13 protein-coding genes are annotated in these 15,215 nt (G+C 63.0%); 6 read left to right on the forward strand and 7 right to left on the reverse strand.

What is annotated here, in order from left to right; genetic code table 11:
- Window positions 1–13: 13 nt before the first annotated feature.
- Entirely contained in the window at window positions 14–682 is a 669-nt protein-coding gene (locus tag DT068_RS22420; protein WP_368905023.1) for a GntR family transcriptional regulator, read from the reverse strand.
- Window positions 683–835: 153 nt separating this feature from the next.
- Here DT068_RS22420 and DT068_RS22425 point away from each other — a divergent pair, with 153 nt between their 5' ends.
- The 5 genes from DT068_RS22425 to DT068_RS22445 all read left to right on the forward strand — a co-directional run bounded on the left by DT068_RS22425 (window position 836) and on the right by DT068_RS22445 (window position 6,727).
- Entirely contained in the window at window positions 836–1,903 is a 1,068-nt protein-coding gene (locus tag DT068_RS22425) for an ABC transporter ATP-binding protein (protein ID WP_119392135.1), read from the forward strand.
- Window positions 1,904–1,918: 15 nt separating this feature from the next.
- Entirely contained in the window at window positions 1,919–2,842 is a 924-nt protein-coding gene (gene rbsK / locus DT068_RS22430; RefSeq protein ID WP_119392136.1) for a ribokinase, read from the forward strand.
- 88 nt (window positions 2,843–2,930) lie between these two features.
- Window positions 2,931–4,589: an ABC transporter substrate-binding protein gene (locus DT068_RS22435; RefSeq protein WP_119392137.1), complete on the forward strand. Its 1,659-nt coding sequence runs from the start codon at window positions 2,931–2,933 to the stop codon at window positions 4,587–4,589.
- A gap of 127 nt (window positions 4,590–4,716) precedes the next feature.
- Window positions 4,717–5,802: a carbohydrate ABC transporter permease gene (locus DT068_RS22440; protein WP_119392271.1), complete on the forward strand. Its 1,086-nt coding sequence runs from the start codon at window positions 4,717–4,719 to the stop codon at window positions 5,800–5,802.
- Between the two features lie 37 nt (window positions 5,803–5,839).
- Window positions 5,840–6,727 carry a carbohydrate ABC transporter permease gene (locus DT068_RS22445; protein ID WP_119392272.1) on the forward strand — a complete coding sequence of 296 codons (888 nt, stop codon included), beginning with the start codon at window positions 5,840–5,842 and terminating at the stop codon, window positions 6,725–6,727.
- A 114-nt stretch (window positions 6,728–6,841) separates the two neighbouring features.
- Here the strand turns inward: DT068_RS22445 and DT068_RS22450 are convergent, their stop codons facing one another.
- The 6 genes from DT068_RS22450 to DT068_RS22475 form a co-directional block, all read right to left on the reverse strand.
- Entirely contained in the window at window positions 6,842–7,828 is a 987-nt protein-coding gene (locus DT068_RS22450) for an ABC transporter ATP-binding protein (RefSeq protein ID WP_119392138.1), read from the reverse strand.
- Window positions 7,829–8,141: 313 nt separating this feature from the next.
- Window positions 8,142–9,095, reverse strand: coding sequence for an ABC transporter ATP-binding protein (locus tag DT068_RS22455; protein WP_162914377.1), 954 nt, complete (start codon window positions 9,093–9,095; stop codon window positions 8,142–8,144).
- The gene (locus DT068_RS22460; RefSeq protein WP_119392140.1) at window positions 9,095–10,066 is read right to left on the reverse strand and encodes an ABC transporter permease; all 972 of its coding nucleotides are present in this window, start codon (window positions 10,064–10,066) and stop codon (window positions 9,095–9,097) included. The genes DT068_RS22455 and DT068_RS22460 overlap by 1 nt, the downstream gene beginning before the upstream one ends.
- The gene (locus DT068_RS22465) at window positions 10,066–11,079 is read right to left on the reverse strand and encodes an ABC transporter permease (RefSeq protein WP_119392141.1); all 1,014 of its coding nucleotides are present in this window, start codon (window positions 11,077–11,079) and stop codon (window positions 10,066–10,068) included. The genes DT068_RS22460 and DT068_RS22465 overlap by 1 nt, the downstream gene beginning before the upstream one ends.
- 16 nt (window positions 11,080–11,095) lie before the next feature.
- Window positions 11,096–12,754 carry an ABC transporter substrate-binding protein gene (locus tag DT068_RS22470; RefSeq protein WP_119392142.1) on the reverse strand — a complete coding sequence of 553 codons (1,659 nt, stop codon included), beginning with the start codon at window positions 12,752–12,754 and terminating at the stop codon, window positions 11,096–11,098.
- Window positions 12,755–12,951: 197 nt separating this feature from the next.
- Entirely contained in the window at window positions 12,952–13,848 is an 897-nt protein-coding gene (locus tag DT068_RS22475; RefSeq protein ID WP_119392143.1) for a proline iminopeptidase-family hydrolase, read from the reverse strand.
- Between the two features lie 151 nt (window positions 13,849–13,999).
- On the opposite strand from DT068_RS22475, the gene DT068_RS22480 reads away from it, so the two are divergent.
- The gene (locus DT068_RS22480) at window positions 14,000–15,199 is read left to right on the forward strand and encodes a fumarylacetoacetate hydrolase family protein (protein WP_368905027.1); all 1,200 of its coding nucleotides are present in this window, start codon (window positions 14,000–14,002) and stop codon (window positions 15,197–15,199) included.
- Window positions 15,200–15,215: the final 16 nt, after the last annotated feature.

The following is a 15,215-nucleotide window of genomic DNA, read 5'->3' on the forward strand; positions in this document are numbered from 1 at the left end:
CCGGCCGGGCTCGCTAGGATTTTGACAAATCAGGGGACTGCTGGCGCTCCCGCAAAAGCCGCACCAGCGCGTCTCCGGCCGTCAATATATGCTGGCGCAGCAGTCTGGCCGCTTTCTTGACATTGCCGGCGCGGCACTCGGTCACGATCTCAATATGTTCGCGCTCGGCCCGCTCCCGGCCGTCGGTGTAATAGATCTGCATGCGGGCGAAGCGGTCGGTGCTCTGCAGGAGCTGCTCGGCGGTCGCCAGCATGCGCGGGCTCCGGGCCCGGCGATAGAGAACGGCATGCAGGGCGGTGTTGAGCGCGCCCCAGCGGCCCGGATTCTCCGCCCTGAGCTCGTCGCCATATTCACGCAAGATGGCGTCGAGCTCCTGATAATCGGCGGCGGTGAGGAGGGGGGCGGATTTCTCGAGCAGAGCGGGCTCGAGCAAGGCGCGGAATTCGAAGAGCTCTTCGACCTCCTCGGGCGAGAAACCGGCGACGACCGCACCCTTGTGGGCTTCCATCTGCACCAGGCCTTCGGCCTCAAGCAGGATAAGCGCCTCGCGGAAGGGGATGCGGCTGATGCCCAATTCCTCGGCCAAAACCGCTTGCCGCAGTTGCATGCCGGCCGGGTACTCGCCCTCGAGGATGCGGCGGCGCAACTCGTCGGCCGCGGCCGTGGCGCGCGTCGGCGGCATGATCATTCGCTTGGACAAGGGGCCGGTCATGATGATTCGACTACTTTAGCGATAATTGGCGGCGGGGCACAGGTCAGCGATCGGTGCTGGACCATCCGGACAAGATGCAATAACGTGCGCTGCTCCAGAAAAGAATATCCGGTGGGAGGACAGATGGCTTCGGTTGACGTCGTTGATGTACGCAAGGCCTATGGCAGCCAGGAAGTGATCCATGGCGTGTCGGTCGACATATCGGATGGCGAGTTCGTCATCCTGGTCGGTCCGTCAGGTTGCGGTAAATCGACCCTTTTGCGCATGATCGCCGGCCTCGAGCCGATCACCTCGGGCGATATCCGCATCGGCGAGCGGGTGGTCAACGACCTGCCGCCCAAGGATCGCGACATCGCCATGGTGTTCCAGTCCTACGCGCTCTATCCGCACAAGACGGTGGCCGAGAATATGGGCTTCGCGCTCAAGATGCGCCATGCGCCCAAGGCCGAGATCGAAAGCAGGGTGAGGCGCGCGGCGGAAATCCTCGACCTCGTGCCCTATCTCGGGCGTTATCCGCGCCAGCTTTCGGGCGGCCAGCGCCAGCGCGTCGCCATGGGCCGCGCCATCGTGCGCGATCCGGCGGTGTTCCTGTTCGACGAGCCTCTGTCCAATCTCGATGCCAAATTGCGCGTGCAGATGCGCGCCGAGATCAAGGAACTGCATCAGCGCCTCAAGACCACGACCGTCTATGTGACGCATGACCAGGTCGAGGCGATGACCATGGCCGACCGCATCGTGGTGATGCATGACGGCATCGTCGAGCAGTCAGGCTCGCCGCTCGAGCTCTATGACCGGCCCGCCAATGTGTTCGTCGCGGGCTTCATCGGCTCGCCGGCGATGAACCTCCTGAAAGGCAAGATCAAGCTCAACGGCAAGGCGTCCTTCGTCACCGATGACGGCGTCGACCTGCCGCTCAGCGGCGCGCCCAAGGGATCGGATGGCAAGCCCGCGATCTATGGCATTCGCCCCGAGCATTTCTCGCTGGGTGCCAAGGACACGATCAAGGCGGAAGTGTCGGTGATCGAGCCGACGGGCTCCGAGACCCAGGTCTTCGCCAAGGTCGGCAGCCAGAAGATCGTCGGGGTGTTCCGCGAGCGGATCGCGGCGCGTCCAGGCGAAGCGCTGCCCATGGTGCCCGACGCCAAGTCGGTCCATCTGTTCGATCAAGAGTCCGGGCTCCGGCTCAACTGAGCCGGCCGCACCGTCATGGCCCGTCAGAAAGGCGTCGCCATCCTCGGCATATTCGTTGCCGATCTGGCCTTCCGGGCGGGGCGCATGCCGGGCATCGGCGAGACGATCGCAGGCTCGGGCTTCAAGGTCGGCCCGGGCGGCAAAGGGTCCAACCAGGCCGTCGCGGCGGCCAGGGTCGGGGCGCCGGTCACCTTCATCTCCAAGATCGGGCGCGACGAGTTCGGCGCCATCGCACTTGCCACCTGGAAGAAGGAAGGAATCACGCCGCGCGTGGTCGAAATGGCCGATCAGCCGACAGGCGCCGCCTTCATCTATGTGAATGACGTCAATGGCGACAACGCCATCATCGTCGTGCCGGGGGCTGCCGCAACGATCAGCCCGGCGGATGTGGACAAGGCGGGCGAGGCGATAGAGAGCGCCAGGGTCTTCATCACGCAGCTCGAGCAGCCGGTGCCGGCGGCAAAGCGCGGGCTCGAGATCGCGCGGGCTGCGGGCGCCATCACCATCTTCAATCCGGCGCCGGCGGAGCGCTTCGATGATGCGCTCTACGGCCTCTGCGACTATGTCACGCCCAATGAGAGCGAGGCGGCGCTGCTGACCGGCATCCAGGTCAAGACCGCAGATGATGCGCGCAAGGCCGGGGATGTCTTCCTTAAAAAGGGAGCGAGGGCGGCACTCATCACGCTGGGGGAGGCGGGCGCCTATCTCCATTCGAAGGATCAGTCGGTGCTGGTGCCGGCCTTCAAGGTTGGGCCGGTCGTCGAGACGACCGGAGCAGGGGATGCCTTCAATGGCGGCTTCGCCGCGGCGCTGGCCGAAGGTGCTTCGCCTCGGGACGCGGCGCGTTTCGGAGCGGCGGTGGCCGGCATTTCCGTCACCCGCGCCGGGACAGCCCCTTCGATGCCGACACGCAAGGAAGTCGACGCCCTGTTGAAGTGAAGGTTGCGGATTGACACGGCTTCGCGCCTGAGCATAGTAACATGTTAGGCGTCGGCAAATAAAACGAACAACGCAAGGGAGGACAAGAATGCACGTCAAACAGCATGAAACGATTCTGGCCATGCAGGCCAATCGCCGCAGTGTGCTCAAGGGAGCGGCTGCGCTTTCGGCGCTCGCCGCCACCGGCGGCCTCACCGCGCTTTCACCCGAGGCCAGGGCCCAGGCGGAGCTGCGCACCCAGCTTCTGCAGGTCCCCGGCGTCGGCAAGGGATCGCCCACCGATGCCGACTGGCAGAAGGTCGGCGAATTGTGCCTCAACGCCACCAAGGCGAATGTCAAGGAAGGCGAGTTCAAGGGGGTGGAGCTCACCTTCATGGGACTCAACAACCAGAACCTTCACAATCTTCTGTTCCGCGGCTTCCTCAAGCCGTGGGAGGCCTATACCGGCGCCAAGATCAACTGGATCGATCTCGCCCAGGCCGACTATAATGCGCGCCTGCAGCAGTCGATCGCGACCGGTACGGTCGATTTCGATATCGTCGAGATGGGCGCTCCCTTCGAGGGCGATGTATGCGGCAAGGGCCTCGCCTCCGAAATGCCCGACTGGGTCAAGGCCCAGATCGAGATGGACGACTATGTCGGCTATCTGAAGGCGCCGGTCGGCACCTGGAACGGCAAGACCTATCGCATCTCGATCGACGGCGACTGCCATACCTTCAACTACCGCACCGACGTCTTCTCCGATGCCGATCTCGCCAAGGCGTGGAAGGACGAAGGGCATCAGGGCGACTGGGCCGTGCCCAACACCTGGCAGAAGGTGCAGGAAGTCACCAAGTTCCTGAAAGGCAAGAAGGTCGCCGGCCAGGATGCCTATGGCTATCTCGATCCGGCCAAGGGCTGGGGCGGTTTCGCCTTCTACTTCCTCGAAAGCCGCGCCACGGCTTACGCCAAGCATCCCGACGACAAGGCCTGGCTCTTCGATGTCGACACGATGAAGCCGCGCGTCAACAACCCGGCTTTCGTGCGCGCCATCCAGGATGTGATCGACGCGCTGCCGGCGGAACCTGCCGATCAGCTCAATGCCGATCCCGGCACGACCGCCTTCCAGCAGTTCCTTGCCGGAACAGGATCGATGCTCGCCTGGTGGGGTGACGTCGGCTCGATGGCCAAGACCAGCGACGGCTCGGTTATCGGCGACACAGTGGCCTTCTCGATCCTGCCAGGTTCGGATGATGTCTATAATGCAAAGACCGGCCAGTGGGACAAGCTGTCGAGCGGACCGAACTTCGCGCCGAACATGGCCTATATCGGCTGGGGCGTTTACGTCATGGCGCGCGTCGACAGCGATCCGGTCAAGCAGAAGGCGGCCTGGAGTGCGGCGGCGCATCTCGGCGGCAAGGACATCTCGCTGTGGACGGCCGCCTATCCGTCAGGCTTCCAGCCTTACCGCAACAGCCACTTCAACATTCCGGAATGGGTGGCGGCAGGCTATGACGAGGCCTTCATCACGTCCTATCTGAAGTCGCAGTCCGACTCCTACAATCACCCCAATGCGGCGATCGAACCGCGCATCCCCGGCATCTTCCAGTATTACAGCGTGGCGGAAGACGAACTCGCCAAGATCTATGCGGGCGGCTCCACGGCGCAGGCCGGCGCCGACGCGATCGCGGCGGCCTGGGAGAAGATCACCGACCAGATCGGACGCGACAAGCAGATCGAGCTCTACAAGGCCTCGCTCGGCGCCTAGAGAGACTTATCGCATACGCATTTGACACAGCACATTCTGGTGGCGCAGCCTGCGCCACCAGAGTTTTGTTTTCTGCCTGGATAATTCCGTTTGCATGACCACAGCGCTGCCTGAAACCGCCGGCAAGATGCATGAACCTCTGTCCCGCTCGGTGAGCGAGCCTAGCGCGCCGACGGGACGAGCGCTGATCTGGGCCGCGTCGCTCGGCCTTGCGGCGGTCGTCCTCTGGCAGATGCTGTTCAAGGCCGGCGCCGTCGCCGTAGGGTTCGAAAACTGGCGGCCGGTGCTCTATGCCTTCCTCCTGTGGGCTGTCGCCGTCGGCGCGGCGCAGGTCCTCATCCGCGGCGAGCGTGGCAAGCACGCGCTCTTCGTGCTGCCCGCCGTCGCCTTTACCGTTGCGATGGTGATCTTCCCGACTTTCTTCGGTCTCTATCTCGCCTTCACCAACTGGAACTTGAGCTCGTTTACGGGGCCGCAGTTCAATGGCCTCGACAATCTGCGCTCGCTGATGGCTGACGCCTATTTCTGGAACGCGCTTCTCAACATGGCCTATTACGTGTTGTTCGTGCTGGTTCAGTATGCGATCGCCTTCGGCCTGGCACTTCTGCTCAATGCCGAGATAAGAGCGCGCAAATTCTTCCGCGTCGCCTTCCTCCTGCCCTTCATGCTGAGCCCGGTTGCGGTGAGCTGGATGATCGGCAAGTCGCTGATGGAGTACCGCTTCGGCCCCGCCGCGACGCTGGCGCGCCATCTCGGCTGGGAGAATCCGGCCTTCTTCACGACGCCGTGGATTGCGAGGTTGAGTATCGTCGCCATGGATGCCTGGGTTTGGATCCCCTTCATCATGATCCTGCTGCTGGCCGGCCTCCAGGCGATGCCGAAAGAGGTGACCGAGGCGGCAAAAGTCGACGGCGCCAATACCTGGCAGTCCTTCTGGCAGATCACTTTCCCGCTGATGCTCCCCGTGAGCGTCACGGCGATCGTGCTCAAGATCATCTTCCAGCTCAAGCTTGCCGACATCGTGATCAATGTGACGGCCGGCGGGCCGGGCGGGGCCACCGATACCGTGTCGAGCTTCATCTTCCGCGAATATCGCGACCGCTCGAATGTCGGCTACGGCACGATGCTGGCCGAATTCTACCTGGTGCTCATCATCATCTTCGTGACCCTGCTGCTCAAATTCGTGAGCCGCTTCATGCAGAGGACGAACTGACATGAGCGATGTGGCCCTGCGCCAAGCGAAACGCGCGATGAGCGGAACTTCCGATCCGGGCCGCATTGCGACGCGCGTGCTGATCTATGGCGCGCTGATCCTGTGGACCTTCATCTCGCTGTTCCCGATCTACTGGACGGTCACCACGTCGTTCAAGACGGCGGTCAATGTCACGCAGGGCCATCTCATCCCCTGGCTCGACTTCATGCCCGACTGGAAGGGCTGGCGCTCGCTCGGCCTCTCGCCCGACACGATCGGGCAGATCTCGACAGTGCGCGAGGAGTTCCTCAAGCGCTTCGAGAACAGCGTCATCACGTCGCTCGGCGCCTCCGCACTGGCGGTCGTCATCGGGTCGCTGGCGGCCTATGGCCTGAGCCGCTTCGACTACAAATTCACCTGGATGCGCAACAAGGACATCTCCTTCTTCTTCCTGTCGCAGCTCATTCTGCCGCCGGTCGTGCTGGCGATGCCGTTCCTCGTCCTCTACAAGGAGCTGGCGCTGCTCGACACGCGCATCGGGCTCATCCTCATCTATACGCTGATGGTGCTGCCGATCGTGATCTGGATCATGCGCGACCAGTTCGACACCATCCCGATCGAGCTCGAGCAGGCCGCCCTCGTCGATGGCTGCTCGGTCTGGGGCGCGTTCCTGCGCATCGTCGTGCCGATCGCGCTGCCCGGCATGGTGGCGGCCTTCATCCTCTCCGTCATATTGTGCTGGAACGAGTATTTCTTCGCCGCACTTCTTACGAGCACCAACGCCAAGACCTTGCCGGTGATGGTGGCGAGCCAGACCGGCTCGCAGGGCATCAACTGGTGGTCGATGGCGGCGTTATCAACGGCGGCAATTGCGCCGCTCGTGGTGATCGGCGTGTTCCTCGAGCGCTATATCGTCAAGGGACTGACGGCCGGTGCGGTGAAGTAGACCAATTTCGTCATCCCGGGATCCCCTAAACTCTCCAAAAAGAGCAACACCGTCCGCCGGCTCTTATTCAATGGGTCCCGGCTTTCGCCGGGATGACGGAAGTTGGGCGTGAGCTCACCCTGAAACATTCAGTGGATAGTGGCAGGCAACCTGGCGTCCGTTTGGCAAGGACGCCAGCAGCGGCCGTTCCTGCTTGCACTTGTCGGTGGCATACATGCAGCGCGGATGGAAGCGGCAGCCTTGCGGCGGGTCGATCGGGCTCGGCACGTCGCCGGTCAGCACGATGCGCTTGCGCTCGCCGGCCTTCTTGAGATCGGGTTGCGGGACGGCCGAGATCAGGGCCTGGGTATAGGGGTGGCTGGGCTTGGCGAAGATGTCGCTCGCCTTGCCGAGCTCGACGATCGAGCCCAGATACATGACCGCGATGCGGGTCGAGACCTGGCGCACCACGCTCAGATCATGGGCGATGAACACATAAGTGAGGCTGAGGCGCTCCTGGAGATCGGCCAGGAGATTGACGATCTGCGCCTGGACCGAGACGTCGAGGGCGGAGACCGGCTCATCGGCCACGATCAGGCTGGGCTCCAGGGCCACGGCGCGGGCGATGCCGATGCGCTGGCGCTGACCGCCCGAGAATTCATGCGGGAAGCGGTCCATGTGATCGGGCAGGAGGCCGACGACCTCAAGGAGATTTCCGACCCGCTCGCGGATCGCTGCCTCACTCAGGCGCGTATGGACGCGCAAGGGTTCGGCAACGAGATCGCGCACGCGGCGGCGCGGGTTGAGCGAGGCATAGGGGTCCTGGAAGACCATCTGCATGCGCCGGCGCAGGGGCCGCATCTGGCGCAGGCTCTTGCTGGTGATGTCCTGGCCTTCGAAATAAAGCTCGCCCTCGGTGACGTCATAGAGCCGCGTCATGCAGCGCCCGAGGGTGGACTTGCCGCAGCCCGACTCGCCGACAAGGCCGACTGTCTCGCCCGGCATGATCCGGAGCGAGACATTGTCGACGGCATGAACGGTGCGCAGGCCGAGTGCCGAGAAGCGGTTGCCGACGGTGAAGCGTTTGGAGAGATTGCGGGTTTCGAGCAGGGGGGCGGTCATGTGCGGGGCCACTGCAAATTAAATTCGAGGGCATTCAGCGCACCTTTCAGAATTTCCCCTTCTCCCGTCCGGAGGATGGGAGAAGGTACCCGACAGGGCGGATGAGGGCTCTTTCTGAGGTGGCTGCGTAACTCGGGCCAAGAGCCCTCACCCGGCCTCTCGCCTTCGCGAAGCCGAGGTTTCGCCCCGACAGAGCAGATAACTTCCGCTTCGGCGGAGCAAGGTCGGCCACCCTCTCCCATTGCTTCGCAACGGGCGAGGGGGAAACGTGGAAGCGGTTCGCTTATGTCATTGAGTGGAATGAACTGCGCACTCATGACGCCACCTTCAGGAAGCAGGCGGCGGCGTGCTTGCCGCCTTCGAGCGCCGGCCTCTCGGCGCAGCGCTCGAAGCGGGAGGGGCAGCGGGGCGCGAAGGAGCAGCCTTTCGGGAGATCGAACAAGGAAGGCGGCGAGCCCGGGATGGAGCGCAGCCGCTTCGGCTTCTCGCCTTCGAGCGGCGGGATCGAATCGAGCAGCGCCCGGGTATAGGGATGGCGGGGCTCAAGCAGGATCTCCGCCTTCGTGCCGCGCTCGACGATGCGGCCGGAATACATGACCATCACGCGGTCGGCCATCTCGGCGATGACGCCCATGTCGTGGGTGATGAAGACCACCGCCGATTTGTGGTCGCGCCGCAATTTGCGGATGAGATCGAGGATCTGGGCCTGCACCGTGACATCGAGCGCCGTCGTCGGCTCATCGGCGATGAGCAATGCGGGATTGCAGGAGAGCGCCATGGCGATGACGGCGCGCTGGCGCATGCCGCCCGAGAGCTGGTGCGGAAAGCGGTGGATGGCTTCCCTGGGGTTGGGGATGTTCACTTCGGCCAGGAGGTCGACGGCCCGGGCAAGTGCCGCCGCCTTGCCGATCTTCTCATGCGCCATGATCTGTTCGGCGATCTGCCAGCCGATGGTGTAGACCGGCGTCATCGCGGTCATCGGATCCTGGAAGATCATGGCGATCTCGCGCCCGCGCAATTTGCGCATCTCGCGGGGCTCGAGGCCGACGAGTTCGCGGCCGCGCAATTTGATGGACCCTTCGATCCGGGCATTGGGGTCGTTGATGAGGCCCATGACGGCCAGAAGCGAAATGGTCTTGCCCGAGCCCGATTCACCGACGACGCCGAGGATCTCGCTTTCGCCGACATCGAAGGAGACGCCGTCGATCGCCTGCACCCGGCCATGCTCGGTGCGGAAGGAGATCCTGAGGTCGCGGACTTCCAGCATCAGGCCGACCTCACGCGCGGATCGATCAGGATATAGACGACATCGACCAGCGCATTGGCGAGGACGACGAAGAAGGAGGCATAGATGACGGTCGTCATGATGACCGGCAGATCGAGATTCTGCAGCGCATCGTAAGTGAGCTTGCCGACGCCCTGGAGGCCGAAGACCACTTCGGTGAGAAGGGCAGCACCACCGACCAGCGCGCCGAAATCGAGGCCGAACAAGGTGACGAAGCTGATGAGCGAGGTGCGCAAGGCATGGCGCAAAAGGATGCGGGTCTCGGACAGGCCCTTGGCGCGGGCGGTGCGGATATAATCCTCCTGCATCGCCTCGATGAGATTGGCCCTGAGCACGCGGCCATAGAGGCCGATATAGAGGATCGCCAAAGTGAACCAGGGAATGACGAGGGTGAGGAACCAGCCCCTGGGATCATCGCTCAGATTCTTGTAGCCGAGCGGCGGCACCCAGGAGAACAGCCAGGTGTCGTGATAGCGGCTCTGGCTCACGAGGTTCATCATCTCGCCCAGCCAGTAGACCGGCATGGCGCAGCCGACGAGCCCCAGGGCCATCAGAAGCTTGTCGATCCAGCTGCCGCGCGTCGCCGCCGCGATGAGGCCGACCAGCATGCCGAAGACCACCCACAGTATCGCGGCGCCGATCACCAAGGAGAGCGTCACCGGGATGGTGTCGAGCACGGCCGGCACGACCTTCCAGCCGCGATTGACGAAGGAGGTGAGATCCTGGGTGACGAAGAGCTTCTTCATCATGGTGAGATACTGGACCCATACCGGCTGATCGAAGCCGAAGCTCTTGCGCACCGCTTCCAGCGTCTCGGGCGAGGCGTTGCGGCCGGCAATGCGGGCGGCGGGATCGGCGCCCGGCGTCACGAAGAAAATGAGAAACACCAGCACGCTGATGCCGAACATCACGAAGATCATCTGGCCGAAGCGGCGGAGGAGGGCGAGCAGCATCAATCGCCTCCGAGCCTGATCTTGGAGCGCGGATCGAGCGCATCGCGCAAGCCGTCGCCCAGCACGTTGAGCACGAGCACGGTCAGCGCAATGGCGATACCGGGGGCGAGCGCCACCCAGGGCCTGGTATAGAGCAGGCCCTGGCCGTCCTGGATGATGGTGCCCCAGCTGGCATCGGGCGGCTGCACGCCGATCGACAGGAAGGACAATGCCGATTCAGTGAGCATGTTGATGGCGAGCATCAGCGGCACGAAGACGATGAGCGTGGTCGAGACATTGGGCAGGATGTCCCTGACCAGGATGCGATGCTCCGGCACGCCGAGCCCGATGGCCGCCAGGACGAATTCGCTCTGGCGCAAAGCCAGCACCTGGCCGCGGATCGGCCGCGCAATATAGGGAATGTAGACGATGCCGATGATGAAGATCGGAAGCCACAGGCTGCCCGCCTCAAGCGTGATGATGCCGAGATCGATGCCATGGGCGATGAGCACGATCGACAGCGATATGGCGAGGAGGTAGACCGGGAAGGCCCAGAGTATGTCGAGAATGCGCGACAGGATCGTATCGGTGACGCCGCCGAAGAACCCCGCGGTCAGGCCGATGGCGGTGGCGAACAGGATGGTGATGATGGTCGAGGCGCCGGCGATGAGGAGCGAGTTGCGCCCGCCATAGAGCAGGCGCGCCATGACATCGCGCCCTTGCGTGTCGGCGCCGAGAAAATAGCTGCCGAATTCCCAGGTGGGACCGATCGGCGTGTAGCCCAGCCCCAGGCCTTCGGTCGACTGCTCCATGACCGGCACCTGCTGGCCGTTTATGTCGACGGTCGCATCGAGACTGGAGCGGAAGGGATCGGTATTGGCAAAAGTGGCGTAAGCGGGCGCCAGCAGGCAGATGATGACGATGAGGATGAAGACCGCGAGGCAGGCCATGGCGGCCCGGTCACGGGACAGTTTGCGAAGAGCCGTGGCCCAGGGGCCACGGCTCGTGCGAAGTGACGCAACCGCGTCAGCCATAGGCGAGTGTCCCGGCTTACTGGACCCAGGACTGCGTGACCATCCAGTAGAACTGCGAGTTGAACTGGAAGTTGCCGACGCGCTTGGAGACGAAGTCGAGGTGCTTCGGCGTGAACAAGGCCGCGGCCGGCGCCTTGTCGGTCACCGCCTTGTCGATCTCGGCCCACATCTTGTCGGCGGCCGCCTGATCTTCGACACCCAAAGCCAGCGCCGCCTTCATCTTGTCATTGATCTCCTTGTCGCAGAAGCCCGCGATGTTCACCGATGAATCGGAACCTTCGTGGAAGCTCTCGCAGCCGAAGAGAATGTAGAGGAAGTCGGAAGCGGCGGGATAGTCCTGGTACCACTGGGTGATCGACATCTGCACCTTGTTGTTGGTGTTCTGGATGTAGGTGAACTGGATATTGGTGGCGATCGGCTTGACCTCCGCCTGATAGCCGAGCTCGGTCAGCACGCTCTGCAAATAGATGCCGACCGATTTGGAGATCGCCTTGTCTTCGGCGATGATCGTCACCTTCTGGCCCTTGGTGCCCGATTCCTCGACGAGCTGCTTGGCCTTCTCCATGTCGGGCGCCGACCATTTCGCACCCGGGTCCTTGGTGTAAGGACAGTAAGCCTCATGCCCGGGGAAGCCCGGGGGCAGGACCTGGCAGACGGGCTGCGCCAGCACCGGACCACCGAAGATCTTGACCAGGGCGTTGCGGTCGATCGCATAGGACACGGCCTGGCGCGCCTTTTCATTGTCGAACGGCGCCAACCTGGTGTTCATGGGCAGGTACCACCAGGCAGTGAGCGGCGTCACATGCACCTGGTCCTTGTACTTGGTGCCGATCTCGCCGAGACGGTCCGCCGGAATTTCGTCGAATGTCCAGTCGGCTTCGCCGTTCTGGATGGCGGTCACCGCGGCTTCCTCGCTCAGGCCGAAATCATACTGGACCTTGTCGGGATAACCGTCGGGCTGCGCCTCCTCGCTCCACACCTTGAAATGCGGGTTGCGCTCCATGACGAGCGCCTTGTTCGGGTCATAGGAGGCGAACATGTAAGGGCCGGTGCCGGGAATGGGCACGGACCCGGCATCCTGGGCCGGCGCGTCGGCGGGCAATATTGCCGCATGCGGCAGACCCAGCTTGTATAAGAACTCGGCATCCGGCTGGGTGAGATTGATGGTCACTGTTCCGGCGGCCTCATCGCCGACCACGCCGCCCTCGAGCGCGCATTTCGCGGGCTCTGCCAGGCACTTGTCGGCGCCCACGATCACCGAATAGAAGCCGCCGGCGGTCGGGCTCGACACCTTGAAGATGCGCTGGAAGGACGCGACGACATCCTTCACGCCGAGCTCGCGGCCGTCGGAGAACATGATGCCCTTGCGGATCTTGAAGACATAGGTCTTGCCGCCATTCTCAGGCTTGGGGATTTCCTCGGCAATGTCGGCCACGACATTGAAGCCGTCGGCGCCTGCCGCCTTCTTGAAGTTGAGCAGACCGTCATAGGTCGACTGATAGAGCTGCCAGTATTGCAGCGTGTAATTGACATGCGGATCGAGCGTGCCGCCCGCGGAGCGCGACAGCAGGCGTATCGTTCCGCCGCGATGCTCGGCCTTGTATTCGGCATAGGCTGTACCGCTGACGGCGGTAAGCAGCAGGGCTGTGGCGCCTGCCAACAACCATTTCTTCATTGGACGTCTCCCTAGGTTCGGTTTCTAGCTCATCAGGCAAGTCGATTCCCAATTCACCCTCACGCTGAGGTGCCCGGCGCAGCCGGGCCTCGAAGCGTCCCTCAGGATAGGGCTAACAAGCGGCACCACACCCTTCGAGGCTCGCTTCGCTCGCACCTCAGGGTGAGGGTTGAAAGAGTCTCCATCTTCAATACACACTAGTCGTTCCCGTCGAGGAATTCGGCGACGGTCTTCATGCATTTATCGGTCTCTTCGACATGCGGCAGGTGGCTTGATTTCTCGAAGATCACCCAGCGCGCGCCCTCGATGTTGTCGGCGAAAGGCTGGACGACCGCCGGCGTCGCCTCGTCATAGCGGCCCGAGATCAAAAGCGTCGGCACATTGATCGCCCGGACCTTGTCGATGACGCTCCAGGTCTTCAGGCTGCCGATGACGAAGAACTCGTTCGGCCCGTTCATGGTGTTGTAGACGGTCGGGTTGCGGCCGATCTGGTCGAAAGAGCGCTTCACCTCCGGCGGGAAGGGCACGACACGGCAGACATGGCGCTCATAGAAGGCCATCGAAGCGGCGAGATATTCAGGATCGGTGATCGTGCCGGTCTTCTCATGACGATCGAGAGCATCGCGCACCTTTTCCGGCATCTCACCGCGCAGCCGGTTGGCTTCCCTGACCCAGAGCTCCATCGATGCGGGCGAGTTGGCGATGGTCAGGGATTTGAGTCCGGAAGGACGTGTGATGCCGAATTCGGCGCCCAGCATGCCGCCCCAGGACTGGCCCAGCACATGATAGGAAGAACGGATGCCCAGATGATCGATGAGGCTGTTCAGCTCCTCGACGAAGAGGCGCGGTGTCCAGAAATCGACGCCCTTGTCGGGCAGCAAAGTGGATTTGCCGCAGCCCAGCTGGTCATAGTGGATGACTTGCCGGCCGGTGCGGGCGAGCAGCTTGTATCTGTCGAGGTAATCATGGGCGGCACCTGGGCCGCCATGCAGGATGACCACTGGCGGCTTTTTGGAGGCGGGATCACCCGTTACACGGAACCACGTAACATAGTCGCGGAAGGGCGCGTAACCTTCCCTATAATATATGCGCATGCAAGCTTTGTCTCCCTGGTGCGGCCGACGCTATAGCGCTTTCCGATGAGTGGCAATGGGATGCGCCTGATGCTGGATGCGACATTGTTTCTTTTGCCTGACAAATATGCACAATGCCCATCTTTCTTCCAATATAGCGAACCCGATCACCATGACGCTGACCTTGAACGATCACCTGAAACCCGAGAAAGCTCTGCCCCGCGATCACGACAAGGCGGCACTTGCCGGACGCGTCTGGCGTCCCGATGTCGACGGACCGTCCGTGGTTACGCTGCGCGGCGATGAGTTATTCGATATCAGCGCCGACTATCCCACCATGCGCGACCTGTGCGAGACAGCCGATCCCGCCAAGGCGATGCGCGCCGCCAAGGGCCAGCCGATCGGCAAGCTCGGCGACATCCTTGCCAACAGCGCGGCCGACAGACGCAGCGGATCGGTGCCGTGGCTGCTGGCGCCGGTCGATCTGCAGGCCGTCAAGGCGGCGGGCGTGACTTTCGCGATCTCCATGCTCGAACGCGTCATCGAGGAGCGCGCGCGCGGCGACTACACGGCGGCGGCGGAAATCCGCAAGACGGTCAAGGAACTGGTCGGCGATGATCTCAAGAAGCTCAAGCCCGGCTCGGCGCAAGCCATGAAGCTGAAAGAGACGCTGATCGCGCAAGGCGCCTGGAGCCAGTATCTCGAAGTGGGCATCGGTCCCGATGCCGAGGTCTTCACCAAGGCGCAGGTCATGTCGTCGGTCGGTACCGGCGCCGATGGCGGATTGCATGCCATGTCGACCTGGAACAATCCGGAACCCGAGGTCGTCCTGGCCGTGAGCTCCACGGGCAGGATCGTCGGCGCCACGCTCGGCAACGACATCAACCTGCGCGATGTCGAAGGCCGCTCCGCTCTCCTGCTGTCCAAAGCGAAGGATAACAATGCGTCCTGCTCCATCGGCCCGTTCCTCAGATTCTTCGACGAGGGGTTCAGCCTTGATGACGTGCGCAAGACGGTGGTGACGCTCGAAGTCGAAGGGCCCGAGGGCTTCAAGCTCAAGGGCTCATCATCGCTGGCGATGATCAGCCGCGATCCCGCCGATATTGCCGGGCAGACGATCGGCAAGCACCATCAGTACCCGGACGGATTCGTGCTGTTCCTCGGCACCATGTTCGCGCCGGTCGAGGATCGCGACACGCCCGGCAAGGGCTTCACCCACAAGGAAGGCGATATCGTCACCATCGCCACCGAGAAGCTCGGCAGCCTGACCAACCGCATGCGGCGCAGCCATGAATGTCCGCCGTGGACATTCGGCGTCAGTCATCTCATGCGCAACCTGGCGAAGCGGGGGCTGATCCAGGCAGAGGGTTAGGTCGGATTTTAATTTG

Source organism: Taklimakanibacter lacteus (assembly GCA_003576695.1).
Lineage (GTDB): Bacteria > Pseudomonadota > Alphaproteobacteria > Rhizobiales > Aestuariivirgaceae > Taklimakanibacter > Taklimakanibacter lacteus.

Excerpts from the sequence above, each read along its gene's own strand:
- DT068_RS22440 (WP_119392271.1), top strand. The coding sequence starts at position 4,717 with ATGCATGAACCTCTGTCCCGCTCGGTGAGCGAGCCTAGCGCGCCGACG.
- DT068_RS22450 (WP_119392138.1), bottom strand. The coding sequence starts at position 7,828 with ATGACCGCCCCCCTGCTCGAAACCCGCAATCTCTCCAAACGCTTCACC.
- DT068_RS22455 (WP_162914377.1), bottom strand. The coding sequence starts at position 9,095 with ATGCTGGAAGTCCGCGACCTCAGGATCTCCTTCCGCACCGAGCATGGC.
- DT068_RS22435 (WP_119392137.1), top strand. The coding sequence starts at position 2,931 with ATGCACGTCAAACAGCATGAAACGATTCTGGCCATGCAGGCCAATCGC.
- DT068_RS22445 (WP_119392272.1), top strand. The coding sequence starts at position 5,840 with ATGAGCGGAACTTCCGATCCGGGCCGCATTGCGACGCGCGTGCTGATC.
- DT068_RS22460 (WP_119392140.1), bottom strand. The coding sequence starts at position 10,066 with ATGCTGCTCGCCCTCCTCCGCCGCTTCGGCCAGATGATCTTCGTGATG.
- DT068_RS22425 (WP_119392135.1), top strand. The coding sequence starts at position 836 with ATGGCTTCGGTTGACGTCGTTGATGTACGCAAGGCCTATGGCAGCCAG.
- rbsK (WP_119392136.1), top strand. The coding sequence starts at position 1,919 with ATGGCCCGTCAGAAAGGCGTCGCCATCCTCGGCATATTCGTTGCCGAT.
- DT068_RS22470 (WP_119392142.1), bottom strand. The coding sequence starts at position 12,754 with ATGAAGAAATGGTTGTTGGCAGGCGCCACAGCCCTGCTGCTTACCGCC.
- DT068_RS22475 (WP_119392143.1), bottom strand. The coding sequence starts at position 13,848 with ATGCGCATATATTATAGGGAAGGTTACGCGCCCTTCCGCGACTATGTT.
- DT068_RS22480 (WP_368905027.1), top strand. The coding sequence starts at position 14,000 with ATGACGCTGACCTTGAACGATCACCTGAAACCCGAGAAAGCTCTGCCC.
- DT068_RS22465 (WP_119392141.1), bottom strand. The coding sequence starts at position 11,079 with ATGGCTGACGCGGTTGCGTCACTTCGCACGAGCCGTGGCCCCTGGGCC.
- DT068_RS22420 (WP_368905023.1), bottom strand. The coding sequence starts at position 682 with ATGCCGCCGACGCGCGCCACGGCCGCGGCCGACGAGTTGCGCCGCCGC.